Origin of the sequence: Pantoea sp. Lu_F5_004 (assembly GCF_051136245.1) — a bacterium.
GTDB classification, from domain to species: Bacteria; Pseudomonadota; Gammaproteobacteria; order Enterobacterales; family Enterobacteriaceae; genus Pantoea; species Pantoea agglomerans.
Genome location: NZ_CP194946.1, coordinates 1437263 through 1455623, shown reverse-complemented (window position 1 = coordinate 1455623; position 18361 = coordinate 1437263). Strand labels below are relative to the sequence as shown.

The following is an 18361-nucleotide window of genomic DNA, read 5'->3' as shown; positions in this document are numbered from 1 at the left end:
GGCGACATGCTGACCTGACATCAGTGAGAAAATCATGAAACCCGAACTGCTTTCCCCCGCTGGCACCCTGAAGAACATGCGTTACGCGTTTGCTTATGGTGCCGATGCCGTCTATGCCGGCCAGCCGCGCTACAGCCTGCGGGTGCGCAACAACGAATTCACCCACGAAAACCTCGCACTGGGCATCAGTGAAGCGCACGCACTGGGTAAAAAATTCTACGTGGTGGTGAACATTGCGCCACACAACGCCAAGCTGAAAACCTTTATACGTGACTTAGCGCCGGTAGTGGCGATGCAGCCCGACGCGCTGATTATGTCCGATCCCGGCCTGATTATGCTGGTGCGAGACGCTTTCCCGACGATGCCGATTCATCTGTCAGTGCAGGCCAATGCGGTTAACTGGGCCACGGTAAAATTCTGGCAGCAGATGGGGCTGAGCCGGGTGATTCTGTCACGCGAGCTGTCGCTGGAGGAGATCGCCGAGATCCGCCAGCAGGTCCCGGAGATGGAGCTGGAAGTCTTTGTCCATGGCGCGCTCTGCATGGCCTACTCCGGTCGCTGCCTGCTCTCCGGCTATATGAACAAACGCGACCCGAATCAGGGAACCTGCACCAACGCCTGCCGCTGGGAGTATAAAGTGGCGGAGGGTCAGCAGGATGAGGTGGGGAATATCGTTGGTATCCACACGCCTGTCGCCGTACAGGATGTGACGCCAACGCTGGGCGTTGGTCAGCCCACCGACAAGGTGTTTCTGCTGGAAGAGAAGATGAAGCCCGGCGAGGTGATGAGCGCGTTCGAAGATGAGCACGGAACCTACATCATGAACTCGCGGGATCTGCGCGCGGTCGCGCACGTGGAGCGGCTCAGCGAGATGGGCGTTCATTCGCTGAAGATTGAGGGACGCACCAAGTCCTACTACTACTGCGCCCGCACCGCCCAGGTTTATCGCCGGGCGATTGATGATGCCGCTGCCGGTAAGCCGTTTGATCCCTCACTGCTGTTAACCCTGGAAGGCCTGGCACATCGTGGCTATACCGAAGGTTTCCTGCGCCGCCACACCCACGACAGCTACCAGAATTATCAGCAGGGCTTTTCGGTGTCCGATCGCCAGCAGTTTGTCGGCGAATTCACCGGCGAACGCCGGGGCGAATGGGCTGAAGTGGCGGTGAAGAATAAGTTTATGCTGCACGACAGTGTGGAGATCATGACGCCTCAGGGGAACCTGAATTGCCAGCTGGACGCGCTGCAGAATGCGCGCGGCGAACCCACTGAAGTTGCGCCGGGCGATGGCCATCGCGTCTGGCTGCGGGTGCCCGAGGAGGTGGATCTGCGTTTTGCACTGCTGCTGCGCAACTTTGATCATGGTGAAGATACCCGGGCCCCTCATAATCGTTTACCAACGGAAACATTTTGAGGAAATCAGAACAGGATCACAGACCCCTGCGCGGCGCTGCTTTATAGTCCCGCCTGCTGCTAACGAGTAACAATAAACGGCAGATTTACCAGGAACCACCTCATTTACCCGCCCGGCTCCCCCGTGCGGGTTTTCTTTTTTCTCTATTTCGCCAATAATTTACTGCTGGCAGCTGTGTTATAAATCCCTTCTTACTCTGTAGATCTTCAAGGAACGCAAAATGGATAATAAACCGCTTACGCTGCTCATCCTGAATGGGAAAGGCGCGGGTAATGATGATCTGCGCGAAGCTATTACGACCCTGCGTGAAGAAGGCTTCGACATTGCGGTGCGTGTCACATTTGAAAAAGGTGACGGCGATCGGTACGTCAAAGAGGCCATTGCGCTGCAGGCCGCGACCGTGGTGGCGGGTGGCGGCGATGGCACCATCAATGAAATTGCGACAGCGCTGGCTTCTTCTGAAGCGGATCATCGCCCGGTGCTGGGCATCCTGCCGCTGGGTACTGCCAACGATTTTGCCACCAGCGTCGGCATCCCGGAAGAGATGGAACCGGCACTGCGACTGGCGATTCAGGGCAAAGCCAGTGCCATCGATCTGGCCAGGGTAAATCAGAGCCACTACTTCATCAATATGGCGACCGGCGGGTTTGGCACCCGTATCACGACTGAAACGCCGGAAAAGCTGAAGTCGGCGCTGGGCGGCGTCTCCTACTTTATTCACGGCCTGATGCGCATGGATACGCTGAAACCGGATACCTGCGAGATCAGCGGCCCCGATTTCGCCTGGCAGGGTGATGCGCTGGTGATCGGTATCGGTAATGGTCGTCAGGCGGGCGGCGGTCAGCGGTTGTGCCCTTCTGCCCTGATCAACGATGGCAGACTGGACGTCAGTATTGTCACCGCACAGGAGCTGCTGCCTACCCTGCTGCACTCGCTGACCGGCGACGATGACAATCCCGGCATCGTCACCACGCAACTGGAGTCACTGACGATCCGTTCTCCGCATGAGATGACCTTTAACCTTGATGGCGAGCCGCTTTCCGGGCGCGAATTCATGATTGAGGTGATGGCGGGGGCGCTGAGCTGCCGCCTGCCGCCGCAGTGCGCGCTGCTTGCCTGAACCAACATCAGGGGCGAAAGCCCCTTTTTTATTGCTGCCAATAGCGCCTATTTTGTTCGTAACATTCCCCCTGCTGCCTCGCTTTATGACGCCTTAATCGCCGTTTTCAGACAATGTAAACACTCTGTGATTCCGTTCACAACTCTGCCACCCTAACTTGTATGGTAGTATTAAAGAGCGTACTTTTTCATCATTGAACGCTGACTTAAGGCAACCAGGATGAAAATTGTTAAGGCAGAAGTATTTGTAACCTGCGCAGGCAGAAACTTTGTCACCGTAAAAATCACCACCGATCAGGGTCTGACCGGCATTGGCGACGCAACGCTGAATGGCCGTGAATTACCGGTCGCCTCCTACCTGAAAGATCACGTCTGCCCGCAGCTGATTGGCCGCGATGCGCATCAGATCGAAGACATCTGGCAATATTTCTACAAGGGCGCTTACTGGCGTCGTGGCCCGGTCACCATGTCCGCTATCTCGGCCGTCGATATGGCACTGTGGGATATCAAAGGCAAAGCCGCCAATATGCCGGTGTATCAGCTGCTGGGTGGCGCATCACGCACCGGCGTGATGGTCTATTGCCACACAACCGGCCACTCCATTGATGAAGTGATGGATGACTACGCGAAGCACAAAGAGCTGGGCTTCAAAGCGATTCGCGCGCAGTGCGGCGTCCCGGGCATGAAAACCACCTACGGTATGGCGAAAGGCAAAGGTCTGGCCTATGAGCCTGCAACCAAAGGTAACTGGCCGGAAGAGCAGCTCTGGTCAACTGAGAAATACCTCGATTTCACCCCGAAACTGTTCGCGGCCATCCGTGACAAGTTTGGTTTCGACGAGCACTTGCTGCATGACATGCACCATCGCCTGACGCCGATTGAAGCGGCGCGTTTTGGCAAGAGCGTGGAAGATTATCGCCTGTTCTGGATGGAAGATCCGACGCCTGCTGAGAATCAGGAGTGCTTCCGCCTGATCCGCCAGCATACCGTTACGCCGATTGCCGTGGGTGAAGTGTTCAACAGCATCTGGGATTGTAAGCAGCTGATTGAAGAACAGCTGATCGACTACATCCGCACCACCATTACGCATGCAGGCGGCATTACCGGTATGCGGCGTATCGCTGATTTTGCCTCGCTCTATCAGGTGCGCACCGGCTCGCACGGTCCTTCTGATCTCTCCCCTGTCTGCATGGCGGCTGCACTGCACTTTGGCCTCTGGGTGCCGAACTTCGGTGTGCAGGAGTACATGGGCTTCTCCGAACAGATGATGGAGCTGTTTGATGCTAACTGGACCTTTGACCAGGGCTACATGCATCCAGGTGACAAACCAGGTCTCGGCATTGAATTCAACGAGAAACTGGCGTCGAAATATCCCTATGAACCTGCCTATCTCCCGGTCGCCCGTCTTGAAGATGGCACCCTGTGGAACTGGTAAGGAGAAGCTGATGAAAAGCGTTGTTATTGAACAGCCGGGTGAACTGGTGGTGGCTGAACGTCCGCTGCCACAACCTGCGGCGGGCCAAGTCCGGGTCAAAGTGGCTTATGCCAGTATCTGTGGTTCTGATGTGCATATCTGGCACGGTCATAACCCGTTCGCGAAATATCCACGGGTAATTGGTCACGAATTTTTTGGCGTGATTGATGCGGTGGGCGACGGTGTTGATCCGGCCCGGGTGGGCGACCGCGTGGCGGTGGATCCGGTGGTGAGCTGCGGCAGCTGCTATCCCTGCTCGGTAGGCCGTCCCAATGTCTGCACCACACTGCAGGTGATTGGCGTGCACCGTGACGGCGGCTTCAGCGAGTTTGCGCTGGCTCCGGCGAAAAATGCCTTTTCCCTGCCGGAGAGCATCCCCGATCGGCTCGCCAGTCTGGTTGAGCCTTTCACTATCGCCGCCAATATCACCGCGTTTCTCAAACCGCAGCCAGATGATGTGGCACTGATTTACGGTGCCGGTCCGATGGGGCTCACTGCGATTCAGGTGCTGAAGGGCGTCTATAAGGTTAAAAAGGTGATGGTGGTGGATCGCCTGCCGGAAAGGCTGGCACTTGCAGAGCAGAGCGGTGCCGATCAACTGTTCGATAACAGCGAAATCCCGCTGGCGGCACAGCTTGAGGGCGTGCAGCCTACGCTGATTATCGACGCGGCCTGCCATCCCACCATTCTGGCTGAAGCGGCTGCCCTCGCCTCACCGGCTGCGCGCATCGGCCTGCTGGGCTTCTCCGGCGAGCCATGCAGCATTACTCAGCAGAGCCTGACCAGCAAGGAGCTGTCGCTGTTTACCTCACGTCTTAACAGCAATCGTTTCCCACAAGTGATCGAATGGATGGAAAAAGGGTTAATCCAGCCAGAGAAACTGGTCACGCACTACTTCCCGCTGCAGGAGATTGAGCGTGCGATGACCCTGTTTGAAAAAGATCCGCGCACCTGCTGCAAAGTCATACTTCAGATGGGTTAATTATCCGCTGAACACCAGGTCTACTCAGCCGGTGCGTACCCGCCGGCATGACTATAAAGATAAAACAGATCACGGAGTTTGTATGTTCAAGAATCTGCGCTGGACCCTCGTTTTGCTGCTGTTCCTGGTTTACATGATTAACTACCTCGATCGTGTCGCCCTGTCGCTGACGGTGCCGCTGGTGGAAAAAGATCTGGCGATCAATGCTGAGCAGTTTGGCATGATCTTCGGCAGCTTTTTCTTTGGCTATGCCCTGTTTAACTTTCTTGGCGGCCTTGCCACTGACCGCTATGGCCCTAAAATTGTGCTGGCTGTGGCGGTAGGTGCCTGGTCCATTTTCTGCGGCATGACCGCACTGGCCACCGGCTTCTGGTCGCTGCTGATCCTGCGTGTGCTGTTCGGCATGGCTGAAGGCCCGATCTGCTCCTCGGCCAACAAAGCGATTAACGGCTGGTTCCCGAAAAAACAGGCCGCGACGGCCATGGGCTTACTGAGTGCCGGATCACCTTTAGGTGGTGCGGTCGCTGGCCCGATCATTGGTTATCTGGCGCTCGCCTATGGCTGGCGTCCGGCGTTCGTGATTGTCTGCTGCATCGGTCTGGTGTGGATGGCGTTCTGGCTCTTCTTCGCCGCTGACAATCCGGCGAAGAGCAAGCGTGTCAGCGAAGAGGAACGTCTGCTGATTGATCGCCTGAAAGCAACGAACCCGAATGATGAAGTTGACCTGTCGGAAACGTCACATCCGTTTGGTTACTACCTGCGCCAGCCGATTATCCTGGTCACCGCTTTTGCCTTCTTCTGCTACAACTACATTCTGTTCTTCTTCCTGAGCTGGTTCCCGGCCTACCTGGTGCAGGCGCACGGCCTGGATATCAAATCGATGAGCATCACCACCATGATCCCGTGGATCGTCGGTTTCGTTGGCCTGGCGCTGGGTGGCTGGATCTCCGATAAGATCTTTAACATCACCGGCAAGCTGTTGTTGTCCCGCAAAATTGTGCTGGTGGTCTCACTGCTGGCCGCCGCAATTTGTGTGGCGCTGGCGGGTACGATAAAAGATGTGGTGCCTGCGGTAATTATGATGTCGGTGTCGATTTTCTTTCTCTATATCACCGGCGCAATCTACTGGGCGATTATTCAGGATGTGGTGCACAAGAGCCGTATCGGCAGCATCAGCGGCTTTATCCATCTGGTGGGTAGCCTCTCCGGCATCATCGGGCCCATCGTCACCGGGTTTATTGTTCATCACACCGGTAAATTCGATAGCGCCTTTATCCTTGCGGGCTGTGTCGCCGCGCTGGGTGCCTTCCTGGTGTTATTTGTGATTCGCAGTCCGAAAACCCAGGATAAACCGGTTTCGGTCTGAGTGTTGTTTCGCTAACAGATGTATGATTTCGGGGCGCTTTGCGCCCCGTTTGCCATAAGGATGGACTATGTTACAGATTGATCGCCTGCCCGCGGAGGTCAAGCGCCCCGCTTACGACCGCAGCCAGTTAAAAACCCGCATGGTACATATCGGTTTTGGTGCATTTCACCGCGCCCATCAGGCGCTCTGCAGCGATAAGCTGGCTGAACAGGGCAGCGACTGGGGATATTGTGAAGTGAACCTCAACAGCGGCGCGTTGATTGAGGCCCTGCGAGAGCAGCATCTGCTTTATACCCTCACCGAGATGGCCGATGATTCATTGCATACCCGGGTGATTGGCGTCATTACTCAGGCACTGCACGGCAAAAGTGACGGTATTGAGGCGGTGATCAATGCCATGAGCCAGCCTGAGGTGGCGATTGTCTCCATGACTGTCACCGAGAAAGGCTATTGTCACCAGCCAGCCAGTGGCAATTTAAATCCCGATCACCCTGACATCGTGCATGACCTGCAGAATCCTGATTCGCCGCGTTCGCTACCCGGTCTGATTCTGGCCGCAATTCGCCGCCGACGGGATCAGGGCTTACCCGCCTTTAGCGTGATGTCCTGTGACAACATGCCGGAAAACGGTCACGTGACCCGCAACGTTGTTGTACAACTGGCACAGCATCAGGATCCGGCCCTGGCAGACTATATTCAGCAACACATTACCTTCCCCTCCACCATGGTGGATCGTATCGTTCCGGCCATGACCGATGCGGCGTTTGCGGCACTAGGCGCGCGTCTGGGTTCCGATGACCCGGTTGCGGTTGAAGCGGAGCCCTTTTTTCAGTGGGTGATTGAAGATAACTTCGTCAATGGCCGTCCGGCGTGGGAAAAAGCGGGCGCAGAACTGGTCAGTGACGTTCTGCCCTATGAAGAGATGAAACTGCGCATGCTCAATGGCAGCCACTCTTTCCTGGCCTATCTCGGCTTCCTGGCAGGTTATGAATACATAAGCGACTGCGTGGCCGATTCCCATTTCCGCGCTGCCGCCCGTTCACTGATGATCGATGAACAGGCGCCGACGCTGCGTACCCAGGGCGTGGATCTCAACGCCTATGCCGATTCGCTTATCGCCCGTTACGAAAACCGTGCCATTAAACATCGCACATATCAAATCGCCACTGACGGATCGCAAAAATTGCCACAACGCATGCTCGACAGTCTGCGCTGGCACCTGCAGCGCGGCAGCCGCTGCGACCTGCTGCTGCTGGGCGTGGCAGGCTGGATGCGCTATGTCGGCGGCATCGATGAACAGGGTCAACCGATTGAGATCCGCGATCCGCTGAAAGCCACGCTGGCAGAGACGGTTGCCGGTAGCGAAGAAGGCGAAGCGCGTGTCCGTGCGCTATTGGGTCTGCGCGACATCTTTGGCGACGATCTGGCGCAGAACGCCGATCTGGTTGCCCGACTGACAACGTATTACCAGCAGCTGACGACTCAGGGCGCGCGGGCGACGGTGCAACAGTGTATGAGCCAGGCATAACAGCCTGGTGACAAAGCGCTGGCGCAGACGCAGCGCGCTGATTAGACTGACACTTTCCCATCGCGCTGGCCCCTGCCAGCCGTAATATGGATATTGCTGCATGTCGATCGCCTATACCATTACTACCAGCGAACCGGTAAATCAGCAGATTTACCGGTATCTGCGCAAAGATATCGTCACCTGCGCAATTCAGCCGGGCTCGCTGCTCTCGGAAAAAGAGGTGTCCGCGCGCTTCAACGTTTCACGCCAGCCGGTGCGCGAAGCGTTCATCAAGCTGGCCGAAGCCGGACTGGTACAGGTATTGCCGCAGCGTGGCACTTTCGTGCGCAAAATCTCCGCTAAGCGGGTGGCGGATGGCCGCTTTATCCGGGAGGCCGTTGAGGTGTCGGTGGTTCGCCGTGCGGCACTGGAGATTGAGGATCCGGCCCTGATGGTGCTGGAGCATAACCTGCAGCTGCAGCGCATGGCCGCTGAGCGGCATGACAGCCAGGCTTTTCTCACTCTGGACGATGAGTTTCATCGCCTGATTGCTGAAAGCATTGACTGTAAGCTGGCCTGGGAAACGGTGGAGAACATCAAAGCGGCCATGGACCGGGTGCGGTTTCTGACGCTGAGTGAAGTCTCTCCACCGGACAAGCTGATTGAGCAGCATGAAGAGATTTTTGCGGCGCTGAAGCGTCATGACGCCGATGCAGCCGAAGCGGCAATGCGTCGTCATCTGCAGGAGATGATCTTCTCTATCACCCCGATTGCCGAGCGTAACAGCGCCTGGTTTGAAGCACCCTGAACCTGAAACCGCCCGCACCACCTGATTACCAGGTCGATGCGGGCCTTCGTCGTTACCACCATTGATGAAAATGGTGAACCGGTCCGATACCCTTCCCGACCTCCAGCGAATCTGCCTGCAGCAGCGCCTGCTGTAACCAGTTTTTGGCTTCTGCAATCGTCTCTGCCCAGTCAGCATGACGTGGTCGCAACGCGGCTAAGGCTGCCGACAGCGTACAGCCTGTGCCGTGCGTATGACGGGTATTTACCCGCGGCGTACTGAATCGCTGCTCTGCTGAGTGCGTGATCAGCCAGTCCGGGCTCTCCGCCGCCGCAAGGTGACCGCCCTTCATCAGCACAGCCTGACAGCCCAGTGCCAGCAATGCCCGTCCCTGCTCGCGCATTTCCTCTTCATCTGCCGCAATGGCGCAGTCCAGCAACGCCGCCGCTTCCTGCAGATTAGGTGTGATCAGCGAGACCTGCGGCAATAACAGCTCCCGAACACGGGCTACGGCGTCTGGCGAGAGCAACGCATCACCACTTTTCGCGACCATGACCGTGTCCAGCACAACAAACGGGATTGCCGCACGCATCAGCCGTTCCGCAACCTGCTCCACGATAGCCGTTTCTGACAGCATGCCAATTTTTGCACTGTCGATGCGCACATCACTGAGCACTGAATCAAGCTGGGCGGCAACAAAGTCAGGCGTAATGCGATAAACCGACTGCACGCCGCAGGTGTTCTGTGCCACCAGCGCGGTAATGACGCTGGTGCCATAGGCTCCCAGAGCCGAGAAGGTTTTCAGATCGGCCTGAATACCAGCGCCGCCGCTGGGATCGGTACCCGCAATCGTCAGAGCGTTAATACGCTTCATGATTATCCTCCAGCGTCCAGAGTGCATCTATAAACGCTGTGGCAAAGCTGCCGGGTCCGGCAGCCTGTGCCGCCGCCTTTTCACCCGCCAGCGCCATCACCTGACAGGCGGCCGCGACATTCATGAGCCGATCGCCTGGCAGAGAACTGAACCCCGCCACCACTGCCGAGAGGGCGCAGCCGGTCCCGACTACCCGTGTCATTAAGGTGTTTCCACCTTGTATAGCAAGGAGTCGCTGACCATCGGTGGCGTAGTCCACTTCACCGGTGACGATTACCAGCGTGCTCCAGGTTTTCGCGAGCTGCCGGCCCGCACCGAGTGCTGCATCCGCCTGATGCAGCGTGTCGACACCGCGTCCGCCGCTGGCCTGTTGTGCCAGCGCCAGAATCTCTGACGCATTACCCCGAATTACCGCCGGTTGCTGGCTTAACAATTGCTGGCAGAAGTCACTGCGCAGCGTCAGTGCGCCGACGGCAACCGGATCGAGTGTCCAGGGCGTGCCCGCCTGATTAGCCGCGGTGACGGCAGCCTGCATCGCCTGCTGGCGCTCGCGGGTTAAGGTGCCCACGTTAATCAGCAGTGCATCGGCCATGCTACTGAACTGGGCGGCCTCAGCGGCATCGATCACCATCGCCGGTGAGGCATGGAGTGCCAGCAACACGTTGGCGGTGAAGTTCTGGACCACGTCATTGGTCATACAGTGCACCAGTGGTGACTGGCGGCGGAAAGCGTGCAGAATGGGCGCGAAGTGCGCGGCAGAAAGGTGTTGAGATTGATGTGTCATCGTAGCTCCCAACCGGCGAACAAGAAGGCGAATGCGGTCAGGCATCAGACTTCCCTACGCTGGCATTATCCAGTTCAGGTCAGCGGGTTTTTCTCAGCCCTTTCCGTGTGGAAAGCGGCACCCCGAGTCGTGTTACGGCTTGCAGCATAGGCAAGCCGCGCAGCGAAAGCAAGCGACTCCCGCCGGGGAAATAATCGGAGCTGAAACAATTCACATGATCCCGATCAACGCCTGAGGGTGCAAAAAAAGGCTTAATGCTGCGGGTTAACGAGATACCTTTTTATAGGTAGTCCCGCTTATTACCCGGATGGGTAATATTTCCCGCAGTGACTCTGGTTACCCCATAATAATTAACCTGCTTGCAGCATCATCGTAAAAAACACTTTATTTCATGGGGTTAGAAAACTCCTGAAGCGGAACTTCATACTATTCAGGATGTATGATGCGATTTTTAGCGCTTATTCCACACCGCCATCGATGGCAGGATATTAATATTGAACGCAAGGGTGCCGTGGCACCCAATGGCAGACAGTACCTCTCCACCTATATTTCCGCCCGCTGCACAGGCTGTGGCGAAATTATTCACCGGGTCTATTATCGCGACATCAGCGATCACCAGGCGCGCCGCTGGTTAGGTTAGCGTCCCGGCTACGGTCATTCCGGACACAGTTCAGGTTAACAGTTAGTTAGCAATTTGTTAGTCTGGTAACTAATCATCGTCTGACCAGACTCTCTTTATGCCACTGCTGTTTGAAAGCTTAAGCCATCAAATTTACCTGTCAGCCCCGCTGTTTATCCTGATCCTGCTGGGGTACTGCCTCACGCGCCTCGGGAAATGGCCCGCCAGCATCAGCGAAGGGATGAACCGCTTTGTGTTTAACGTTGCCCTGCCCTGCATGCTGTTTCGGGTGATGAGCACCTTCTCGCAAAGTCCGCCGGTGGATGCGCGCCTGTTGCTGGCCTTTTTCGGCAGTTGCCTGCTGGTGTTTATCGTGGGGCGACTGCTGGCAACAAGGCTGTTTAATCTGGATGGCGTAGCGGCGTCGGTTTTTGCGCTGGGCGGCATCTTTTCCAATAACGTGATGCTGGGGATCCCAGTGGCCACGGTACTGCTGGGACCAGAAGCCCTGCCCCCGGTGGCGCTGGTGCTGGTGTTTAACAGCCTGATCCTCTGGACCTTACTGACCGTTTCGGTCGAGTGGGCAAAACAGGGCAGCTTCTCGCTGGAAGGACTCTGGCGCACCCTGCTCGGCGTGCTGAAGAATCCGCTGATCATCGGTATTCTCAGCGGTACAGCCTGGAGCTTTCTGCAACGTCCCTTGCCGCTGCTGGCCGCTGAACCGCTAAAGATGCTGGCCTCACTGGCCGCACCTCTGTCGCTGGTGACGCTGGGCATGAGCCTGGCGCACTATCGGGTGCGGGATGGCTTAAAAGAGAGCTATACCATCTGCCTGCTGAAACTGGTGCTGCAACCGATGACGGTATGGGCTATCGCGTGGCTGACCGATCTGCCGCCGCTGGAGAGTAAAGTGGTGGTGCTGCTGGGATCGATGGCAGTCGGGGTTAACGTCTATCTGATGTCGCAGAAGTTCAATGTCATTACCGGCCCGGCGGCGGCGAGCATGCTCTTTTCTACCGTGTTTGCGGCGGTGACAACGCCAATCTGGATGATGCTGATGACGCTGGCGGGCTATTAACAGGCTAAAAAAAAGCCCCTCAGCAGGCGTGCTGAAGGGCTATTGTCTGGCTAACTAAATGTTACTCTGCCGATTTGGTACGAATCAGATAGTCAAAAGCGCTCAGTGAGGCTTTAGCACCTTCGCCGCTGGCGATGATGATCTGCTTGTACGGTACGGTGGTGCAGTCGCCCGCGGCGAACACGCCTTTCAGGCTGGTTTCGCATTTACCATCAATGATGATCTCACCCATTTTGTTGCGCTCAACCGCCCCTTCCAGCCATGGGGTGTTCGGCAGCAGACCGATCTGAACGAAGATACCGGAGAGCGGCAGTTCATGAGTGGTCTGCGTCGTGCGATCGATATAGTGCAGGCCGGTGACTTTGGTGCCGTCGCCTTTCACTTCGGTGGTCTGGGCGTTCAGAATCACATCCACGTTCTTCAGGCTGCGCAGCTTATCCTGCAGCACCTGATCGGCGCGCATCTCACCGGCAAACTCCAGCAGCGTAACGTGTTCAACGATACCGGCCAGGTCAATGGCCGCTTCCACGCCGGAGTTACCGCCGCCGATCACCGCCGTGCGTTTGCCTTTAAACAGCGGGCCATCGCAGTGTGGGCAGTAGGTCACGCCTTTGGTGCGATACTCTTCTTCACCCGGCACGCCCATGTTACGCCAGCGTGCGCCGGTCGCCAGGATGATACTGCGTGATTTCAATACTGCGCCAGAGGCGGTTTCGATGGCGTGCATTCCGCCCTCTTTCGCTGCCGGGATCAGTTTGATGGCGCTCTGGCTTTCAATGACGTCCACGTTGTAATCGTCTACGTGTGCGCGCAGTGAACCGGCCAGTTTTGCCCCTTCGGTTTTCGGTACGGAGATATAGTTTTCGATATCGACCGTATCCAGCACCTGGCCGCCAAAACGCTCACCCAGCAGGCCGGTACGGATACCTTTACGTGCTGAGTAGATGGCTGCCGCTGCGCCCGCCGGGCCGCTGCCGATAATCAGGACTTCATAGGCGTCACGCTTGTTCAGCTCTTCCGCCGCACGTTTGTCTGCATTGGTATCCACTTTGCTGACGATTTCCGCCAGGCTCATGCGACCCTGACCAAACTCTTTACCATTGAGGTAAACCGCTGGCACGCCCATCACGTTACGTTCCTGAATCTCGTTCTGGAACAGGCCACCGTCGATAGCGGTGTGGCTGATACGCGGGTTAATCACCGCCATCAGGTTCAGCGCCTGTACGACGTCAGGGCAGTTATGGCATGAGAGCGAATAGTAGGTTTCGAAATGGAAGTCGCTGTCCAGCGCGGCAATCTGATCCAGCAGGCTTTGTGCTTCTTTCGACGGATGCCCACCGGTCTGTAACAGTGCCAGCACCAGTGAGGTAAATTCGTGACCCAGAGGTGAACCGGCAAAACGCGGGCCGCTGTTCGAACCTGGGTTGGTGATCAGAAATGAGGGCTTACGCACCTGACGATCGTTCTCTTCGCGGAAGCTGACTTTGTCAGACAAACCGGCGATATCAACCAACAGTTCACGGATCTCGGTTGATTTTGCACCTTCGTCCAGCGTGGCAATCAACTCAACAGGTTTGGTTAATTTCTCAAGGTAAGCCTTGAGCTGGGTTTTCAGATTTGTGTCGAGCATAGTGATATCCTGGTCAAAAAATCGGGTGCCGCAGCACCCGATTGGAGAATGGTCGAAAGGCCGAAGCGGAATTAGATTTTGCCAACCAGGTCCAGAGACGGAGCCAGTGTTGCATCACCTTCTTTCCATTTAGCCGGGCACACTTCACCTGGGTGAGAAGCCACGTACTGAGCCGCTTTCACTTTGCGCAGCAGGTCAGAGGCGTCACGGCCAATACCTTCAGCAGTGATTTCGATTGCCTGAATAACGCCTTCAGGGTCAACGATAAAGGTACCACGGTCAGCCAGACCTTCGTCTTCGCGCATGATTTCGAAGTTACGGGTCAGCGCGCCAGTCGGGTCACCGATCATCGTGTACTGGATTTTCGCGATGGTGTCAGAAGAACCGTGCCAGGCTTTGTGGGTAAAGTGGGTATCGGTAGAAACGGAGTAAATATCTACGCCCAGTTTCTGGAACTCTTCGTAGTGATCAGCCACGTCGCCCAGCTCGGTCGGGCAGACGAAGGTGAAGTCAGCTGGATAGAAGAAGAACACACTCCATTTACCTTCAACGTCTTTCTCGGTTACGTCGATGAATTCGCCGTTTTTGAATGCTGCGTTTTTGAACGGCTTGATTTTGGTATTGATAATAGACATCTGGTGGCCTCCGTTAAAATATGTGATGCAGGTTACATAATTTTCGGGCCAACATCTAATATGCAGTCGTTATCAATCTGATTAACGAAAGCTATCAAACGTTGAGAGCCTGATGCTCTCTGGCCCGACAGGCAGTGTACAGCGATTTACGTGACATTTAACCCGCTTTATCTTTTACGCCCTCTCCGCGAATCGCTGCTAATTTTGTAAGACCGGATTAAAAGGGAGCTGACTTGTGGAGATTCGTCCGTTTACTGAAGCCGATCGTCCTTTTCTGCGTACGCTGTTTCTGGCGGCGCGTCGGCATAACTGGCGCTGGCTGGACGGCAGCGAGTGGCAGCTGGAAGATTTTGATGGGGTAATCCTGGGTGAAACCGTGCTGGTCGCGGAAGCTGACGGGCAGCGGGTCGGATTTGCCGGCCTGCTGGAGAACGATAACTTCCTGCACAGCCTCTATGTCGATCCTGACTGGCAGGGTCGCGGCGTGGGCAGCGCTTTGCTTAAGGCGGCAGAGGCGCGCTTTACCTCAACCGGTGCGCTGAAGTGCCTGCAGAAAAATAAAGCGGCACAGGCCTTTTACCTGAAACATGGCTGGAAGATGATTTCACAGGGCGAAGGCGAACATGGCGGCTACGTGTTAATGCACTACCCGCTGGCCTCACAATATGCCAGCGGGTCGGGTCGGGCTTAAAGCGCGCGGAAGGCAATGTCGCCGGGGATGACCTCGCCCTGCCAGTAAAGCTGGGCAGCAACGCGTCCGGCCAGCTGGCGATACAGCGCGGTAAACTCGCTATCGGGCCGGCGAATCACCGTCGGCTGACCTTCATCGAGATCTTCACGCAGGTCAATGTGCAGCGGCAGCTGAGCCAGCAGCTGCGTCTGGTAATCCTCTACCAGTTTCTGTGCGCCGCCGGTGCCGAAAATCGGCTCATGGAAGCCACACTGACTGCAGACATGCAGGCTCATGTTTTCCACCACGCCAAGCACCGGCACATTGACCTTTTCAAACATCACCAGCCCTTTGCGGGCATCAATCAGGGCGATATCCTGCGGCGTGGTCACCACCAGCGCGCCGGTGACCGGTACGTTCTGCGCCAGCGTCAGCTGAATATCGCCGGTACCGGGTGGCATATCCAGCACCAGATAATCCAGCTCAGGCCACAGCGTCTCATTCAGCAACTGCATCAGCGCTTTGCTGGCCATCGGCCCGCGCCACACCATCGCATTATCGTCCGTGACCAGATAACCAATAGAGTTGGTTGCCAGCCCGTGCGCCATGATTGGTGCCATGTGGGTGCCATCCGGCGAGGAAGGCCGTTGATCCTGGGTGCCGAGCATGTTCGGCACTGACGGGCCATAAATGTCGGCGTCAAGAATGCCGACCCGCGCGCCCTCTGCAGCCAGCGCCAGCGCCATGTTCACGGCGGTGCTGGATTTACCCACGCCGCCTTTGCCAGAGCTGACCGCAATAATATTTTTCACGCCGTTGACGCCCGGCTGGTTTTTCACCCGTTTCAGGGTAGCGATGTCATGGCTGAGTCGCCAGTCGATGGCACCTGCACCGGTCTGACGCAGCAGTTCGGCGCTGACCTGCTCTTTCAGGACGTCGAACCCGCTGGCCCAGGCAAACGGCATCAGCAGCTCCACATGCAGCGTACCGTCAAGCTGTGCCACGTGATGTAACGCCTTCAGGGCGGTGAGATTCTGCTTAAGGGTCGGATGCTCAAAGCTTCTCAATACGCCAGCCACGATGGCGCGCAGGCCTTCTGGCGTCTGCGGTTCCCGGGATTGTGCTGTCATCCCCTACTCCTTATTTCTGCTGTGCTTACGCTGTGTTTCAGCGATGTATTGTCAATGATATCAGATGCTCGTGGATCTGCGGTGACCCGAGGGGTGAATCCCTTGTGTTTACGCAGGAGAAGCCTTCAGTTACCATCTAAGCCCGTTTTTTCAATCAACAGAAAGCTACGCAAACTATGACTCAAGTCGCTAAAAAAATTCTGGTAACGTGCGCACTGCCTTACGCGAACGGATCAATCCATCTCGGCCACATGCTCGAGCATATCCAGGCCGACATTTGGGTGCGTTATCAGCGAATGCGTGGCAATCAGGTTTATTTCATCTGCGCCGATGATGCGCACGGCACGCCTATCATGCTGAAAGCTCAGCAGTTAGGGATTGCACCGGAGCAGATGATTGCAGAAATGAAAAGCGAACATGAAGCCGACTTTGCCGGTTTCAACGTCAGCTATGACAACTATCACTCGACCCACGGCGACGAAAATCGTGAGCTTTCGGCGCTGATTTATGGCCGTCTGAAAGAGAACGGTTTTATTAAAAACCGCACAATCTCCCAGCTTTACGATCCGGAAAAAGGGATGTTCCTGCCGGACCGTTTTGTAAAAGGCACCTGCCCGAAATGTAAATCTGCCGATCAGTATGGCGATAACTGCGAAGTGTGTGGCGCGACCTACAGCCCGACCGAGTTGATCGAGCCAAAATCGGTGGTCTCTGGCGCGACGCCGGTTCTGCGCGACTCTGAACACTTCTTCTTTGATCTGCCCTCGTTCAGCGCCATGCTGCAGGCCTGGACCCGCTCGGGTGCGCTGCAGGATCAGGTGGCGAACAAAATGCAGGAGTGGTTCGAATCGGGCCTGCAGCAGTGGGATATCTCCCGCGACGCGCCCTACTTCGGCTTTGAAATTCCGGACGCGCCAGGAAAATATTTTTATGTCTGGCTGGATGCACCTATCGGTTACATGGGCTCGTTCAAGAACCTGTGCGACAAGCGCGGCGACATCGACTTCGACGAATTCTGGCGTAAAGACTCCACGACCGAGCTCTATCATTTCATCGGTAAAGATATCGTCTACTTCCACAGCCTGTTCTGGCCAGCGATGCTGGAAGGCAGTAACTTCCGCAAGCCGAACAACCTGTTTGTGCACGGCTATGTCACCGTCAACGGTGCCAAGATGTCGAAGTCGCGCGGCACCTTTATTAAAGCCAGCACCTGGCTGCAGCATCTGGATGCGGACAGCCTGCGTTACTACTACGCGGCGAAACTCTCTTCACGTATCGACGATATCGACCTGAATCTGGAAGATTTCGTCCAGCGCGTAAACGCCGACATCGTCAACAAAGTGGTTAACCTGGCGTCACGTAATGCGGGCTTTATCACCAAACGCTTTGACGGCAAACTGGCGGCTGAGCTGGCCGATCCGGCGCTCTATCAGACCTTTGTGGACGCGTCAGAGAAGATTGGTGACGCCTGGGCCAGTCGTGAATACAGCCGTGCTATCCGTGAGATCATGGCGCTGGCTGACCTGGCGAACCGTTATGTCGATGAGCAGGCTCCGTGGGTGGTGGCGAAGCAGGAAGGCCGTGATGCCGATCTGCAGGCGATCTGCTCAATGGGCATTAACCTGTTCCGCATTCTGATGACCTGGCTGAAGCCGGTGCTGCCGTCACTGAGCGCCCGCGCAGAAGGCTTCCTGAACTGTGAGCTGAGTTGGGATGCTATCGCGCAACCGCTGCTGGACCACCAGGTTGCGCCATTCAAAGCGCTCTACAGCCGCATTGAGATGGCAAAGGTTGAAGGACTGATTGAAGCCTCGAAAGAGGATGCCGCTGCCGCCAGTGCACCGGCCGCAAGCGGCCCGCTGGCAGATTCGCCGGTAGGTGACACCATCACCATCGACGATTTCGCTAAAGTTGATATGCGCGTGGCGCTGATTGAGCAGGCGGAACTGGTTGAGGGTTCGGACAAGCTGCTGCGCCTGCAGCTCGACCTGGGCGGTGAAAAGCGTCAGATCTTCTCGGGTATCCGCGCCGCCTATCCCGATCCTTCCGTACTGGTCGGTAAAATGACCATTATCGTGGCCAACCTCGCGCCGCGTAAAATGCGCTTTGGTATCTCTGAAGGCATGGTGCTGTCAGCGGGTCCTGGCGGCAAAGATCTGTTTGTGCTGTCCGTCGACAGCGGTGCTGTACCGGGAATGCCCGTTAAGTAACACTCTGCACTCTGCGGCTTTGACCGCTTAGCGCAGTGCCGTTCTCACACCCTTCGTGCCTCATCACGGGCGCGAAGGGTTA

Annotated in this window: 16 protein-coding genes and 1 riboswitch; of the genes, 11 read left to right on the top strand and 5 right to left on the bottom strand. The window is 56.5% G+C overall.

Features of this window, described 5'->3' with window-relative positions:
• Positions 1-31 precede the first annotated feature (31 nt).
• The 7 genes from yegQ (at position 32) to ACR8BN_RS06735 (ending at position 8670) form a co-directional block, all read left to right on the top strand.
• On the top strand, positions 32-1414 hold the full coding sequence (gene yegQ, locus ACR8BN_RS06765; protein WP_086906115.1) for a tRNA 5-hydroxyuridine modification protein YegQ: 1383 nt from the start codon (positions 32-34) through the stop codon (positions 1412-1414).
• 220 nt (positions 1415-1634) lie between these two features.
• Positions 1635-2534, top strand: coding sequence for a lipid kinase YegS (yegS, locus tag ACR8BN_RS06760; protein ID WP_031592095.1), 900 nt, complete (start codon positions 1635-1637; stop codon positions 2532-2534).
• A 219-nt stretch (positions 2535-2753) separates the two neighbouring features.
• Positions 2754-3968 (top strand): D-mannonate dehydratase ManD, encoded by a 1215-nt coding sequence (manD, locus tag ACR8BN_RS06755; protein ID WP_434747439.1) that lies wholly within the window; start codon positions 2754-2756, stop codon positions 3966-3968.
• A 10-nt stretch (positions 3969-3978) separates the two neighbouring features.
• On the top strand, positions 3979-4989 hold the full coding sequence (locus tag ACR8BN_RS06750; protein WP_275102924.1) for a Zn-dependent oxidoreductase: 1011 nt from the start codon (positions 3979-3981) through the stop codon (positions 4987-4989).
• A gap of 82 nt (positions 4990-5071) precedes the next feature.
• Positions 5072-6355, top strand: a complete 1284-nt coding sequence (locus ACR8BN_RS06745) for an MFS transporter (protein ID WP_010248200.1) — start codon at positions 5072-5074, stop codon at positions 6353-6355.
• A 67-nt stretch (positions 6356-6422) separates the two neighbouring features.
• Complete coding sequence (locus ACR8BN_RS06740) at positions 6423-7883, top strand: mannitol dehydrogenase family protein (RefSeq protein ID WP_115764147.1); 1461 nt, start codon at positions 6423-6425, stop codon at positions 7881-7883.
• 100 nt (positions 7884-7983) lie between these two features.
• Positions 7984-8670: a GntR family transcriptional regulator gene (locus ACR8BN_RS06735; RefSeq protein ID WP_031592091.1), complete on the top strand. Its 687-nt coding sequence runs from the start codon at positions 7984-7986 to the stop codon at positions 8668-8670.
• A gap of 52 nt (positions 8671-8722) precedes the next feature.
• Here the strand turns inward: ACR8BN_RS06735 and thiD are convergent, their stop codons facing one another.
• Together thiD and thiM are read right to left on the bottom strand one after the other, a co-directional pair.
• Positions 8723-9523: a bifunctional hydroxymethylpyrimidine kinase/phosphomethylpyrimidine kinase gene (gene thiD, locus ACR8BN_RS06730; RefSeq protein WP_434747438.1), complete on the bottom strand. Its 801-nt coding sequence runs from the start codon at positions 9521-9523 to the stop codon at positions 8723-8725.
• The gene (thiM, locus tag ACR8BN_RS06725; protein WP_083069081.1) at positions 9510-10307 is read right to left on the bottom strand and encodes a hydroxyethylthiazole kinase; all 798 of its coding nucleotides are present in this window, start codon (positions 10305-10307) and stop codon (positions 9510-9512) included. Before thiM ends, thiD begins: the two co-directional genes overlap by 14 nt.
• A 34-nt stretch (positions 10308-10341) precedes the next feature.
• Positions 10342-10442, bottom strand: a riboswitch (TPP riboswitch).
• A 307-nt stretch (positions 10443-10749) separates the two neighbouring features.
• Here thiM and ACR8BN_RS06720 point away from each other — a divergent pair.
• Both ACR8BN_RS06720 and ACR8BN_RS06715 read left to right on the top strand, forming a co-directional pair.
• On the top strand, positions 10750-10947 hold the full coding sequence (locus tag ACR8BN_RS06720; protein ID WP_031592082.1) for a hypothetical protein: 198 nt from the start codon (positions 10750-10752) through the stop codon (positions 10945-10947).
• Between the two features lie 97 nt (positions 10948-11044).
• The gene (locus ACR8BN_RS06715; protein ID WP_022625034.1) at positions 11045-12004 is read left to right on the top strand and encodes an AEC family transporter; all 960 of its coding nucleotides are present in this window, start codon (positions 11045-11047) and stop codon (positions 12002-12004) included.
• 61 nt (positions 12005-12065) lie between these two features.
• On the opposite strand, the gene ahpF is transcribed toward ACR8BN_RS06715, so the two are convergent.
• Positions 12066-13634 (bottom strand): alkyl hydroperoxide reductase subunit F, encoded by a 1569-nt coding sequence (gene ahpF, locus ACR8BN_RS06710; protein WP_010248223.1) that lies wholly within the window; start codon positions 13632-13634, stop codon positions 12066-12068.
• Positions 13635-13705: 71 nt separating this feature from the next.
• Positions 13706-14269, bottom strand: a complete 564-nt coding sequence (gene ahpC / locus ACR8BN_RS06705; RefSeq protein ID WP_010248225.1) for an alkyl hydroperoxide reductase subunit C — start codon at positions 14267-14269, stop codon at positions 13706-13708.
• A 235-nt stretch (positions 14270-14504) separates the two neighbouring features.
• Here ahpC and ACR8BN_RS06700 point away from each other — a divergent pair, with 235 nt between their 5' ends.
• On the top strand, positions 14505-14960 hold the full coding sequence (locus ACR8BN_RS06700) for a GNAT family N-acetyltransferase (protein WP_010670997.1): 456 nt from the start codon (positions 14505-14507) through the stop codon (positions 14958-14960).
• Here ACR8BN_RS06700 and apbC read toward each other — a convergent pair.
• Positions 14957-16069, bottom strand: a complete 1113-nt coding sequence (gene apbC, locus ACR8BN_RS06695) for an iron-sulfur cluster carrier protein ApbC (RefSeq protein ID WP_064703737.1) — start codon at positions 16067-16069, stop codon at positions 14957-14959. The genes ACR8BN_RS06700 and apbC overlap by 4 nt on opposite strands.
• Positions 16070-16245: 176 nt before the next feature.
• Here apbC and metG point away from each other — a divergent pair, with 176 nt between their 5' ends.
• The gene (gene metG, locus ACR8BN_RS06690; RefSeq protein ID WP_434747437.1) at positions 16246-18279 is read left to right on the top strand and encodes a methionine--tRNA ligase; all 2034 of its coding nucleotides are present in this window, start codon (positions 16246-16248) and stop codon (positions 18277-18279) included.
• The last annotated feature ends 82 nt before the right edge of the window (positions 18280-18361 follow it).

Bases quoted from the DNA above. Each gene is read 5' to 3' on its own strand.
- ACR8BN_RS06720 (WP_031592082.1), top strand. From the start codon at position 10,750: ATGCGATTTTTAGCGCTTATTCCACACCGCCATCGATGGCAGGATATT.
- ahpF (WP_010248223.1), bottom strand. From the start codon at position 13,634: ATGCTCGACACAAATCTGAAAACCCAGCTCAAGGCTTACCTTGAGAAA.
- ACR8BN_RS06750 (WP_275102924.1), top strand. From the start codon at position 3,979: ATGAAAAGCGTTGTTATTGAACAGCCGGGTGAACTGGTGGTGGCTGAA.
- yegS (WP_031592095.1), top strand. From the start codon at position 1,635: ATGGATAATAAACCGCTTACGCTGCTCATCCTGAATGGGAAAGGCGCG.
- ACR8BN_RS06745 (WP_010248200.1), top strand. From the start codon at position 5,072: ATGTTCAAGAATCTGCGCTGGACCCTCGTTTTGCTGCTGTTCCTGGTT.
- thiD (WP_434747438.1), bottom strand. From the start codon at position 9,523: ATGAAGCGTATTAACGCTCTGACGATTGCGGGTACCGATCCCAGCGGC.
- apbC (WP_064703737.1), bottom strand. From the start codon at position 16,069: ATGACAGCACAATCCCGGGAACCGCAGACGCCAGAAGGCCTGCGCGCC.
- ACR8BN_RS06715 (WP_022625034.1), top strand. From the start codon at position 11,045: ATGCCACTGCTGTTTGAAAGCTTAAGCCATCAAATTTACCTGTCAGCC.
- manD (WP_434747439.1), top strand. From the start codon at position 2,754: ATGAAAATTGTTAAGGCAGAAGTATTTGTAACCTGCGCAGGCAGAAAC.
- ahpC (WP_010248225.1), bottom strand. From the start codon at position 14,269: ATGTCTATTATCAATACCAAAATCAAGCCGTTCAAAAACGCAGCATTC.
- ACR8BN_RS06735 (WP_031592091.1), top strand. From the start codon at position 7,984: ATGTCGATCGCCTATACCATTACTACCAGCGAACCGGTAAATCAGCAG.
- thiM (WP_083069081.1), bottom strand. From the start codon at position 10,307: ATGACACATCAATCTCAACACCTTTCTGCCGCGCACTTCGCGCCCATT.
- ACR8BN_RS06740 (WP_115764147.1), top strand. From the start codon at position 6,423: ATGTTACAGATTGATCGCCTGCCCGCGGAGGTCAAGCGCCCCGCTTAC.
- metG (WP_434747437.1), top strand. From the start codon at position 16,246: ATGACTCAAGTCGCTAAAAAAATTCTGGTAACGTGCGCACTGCCTTAC.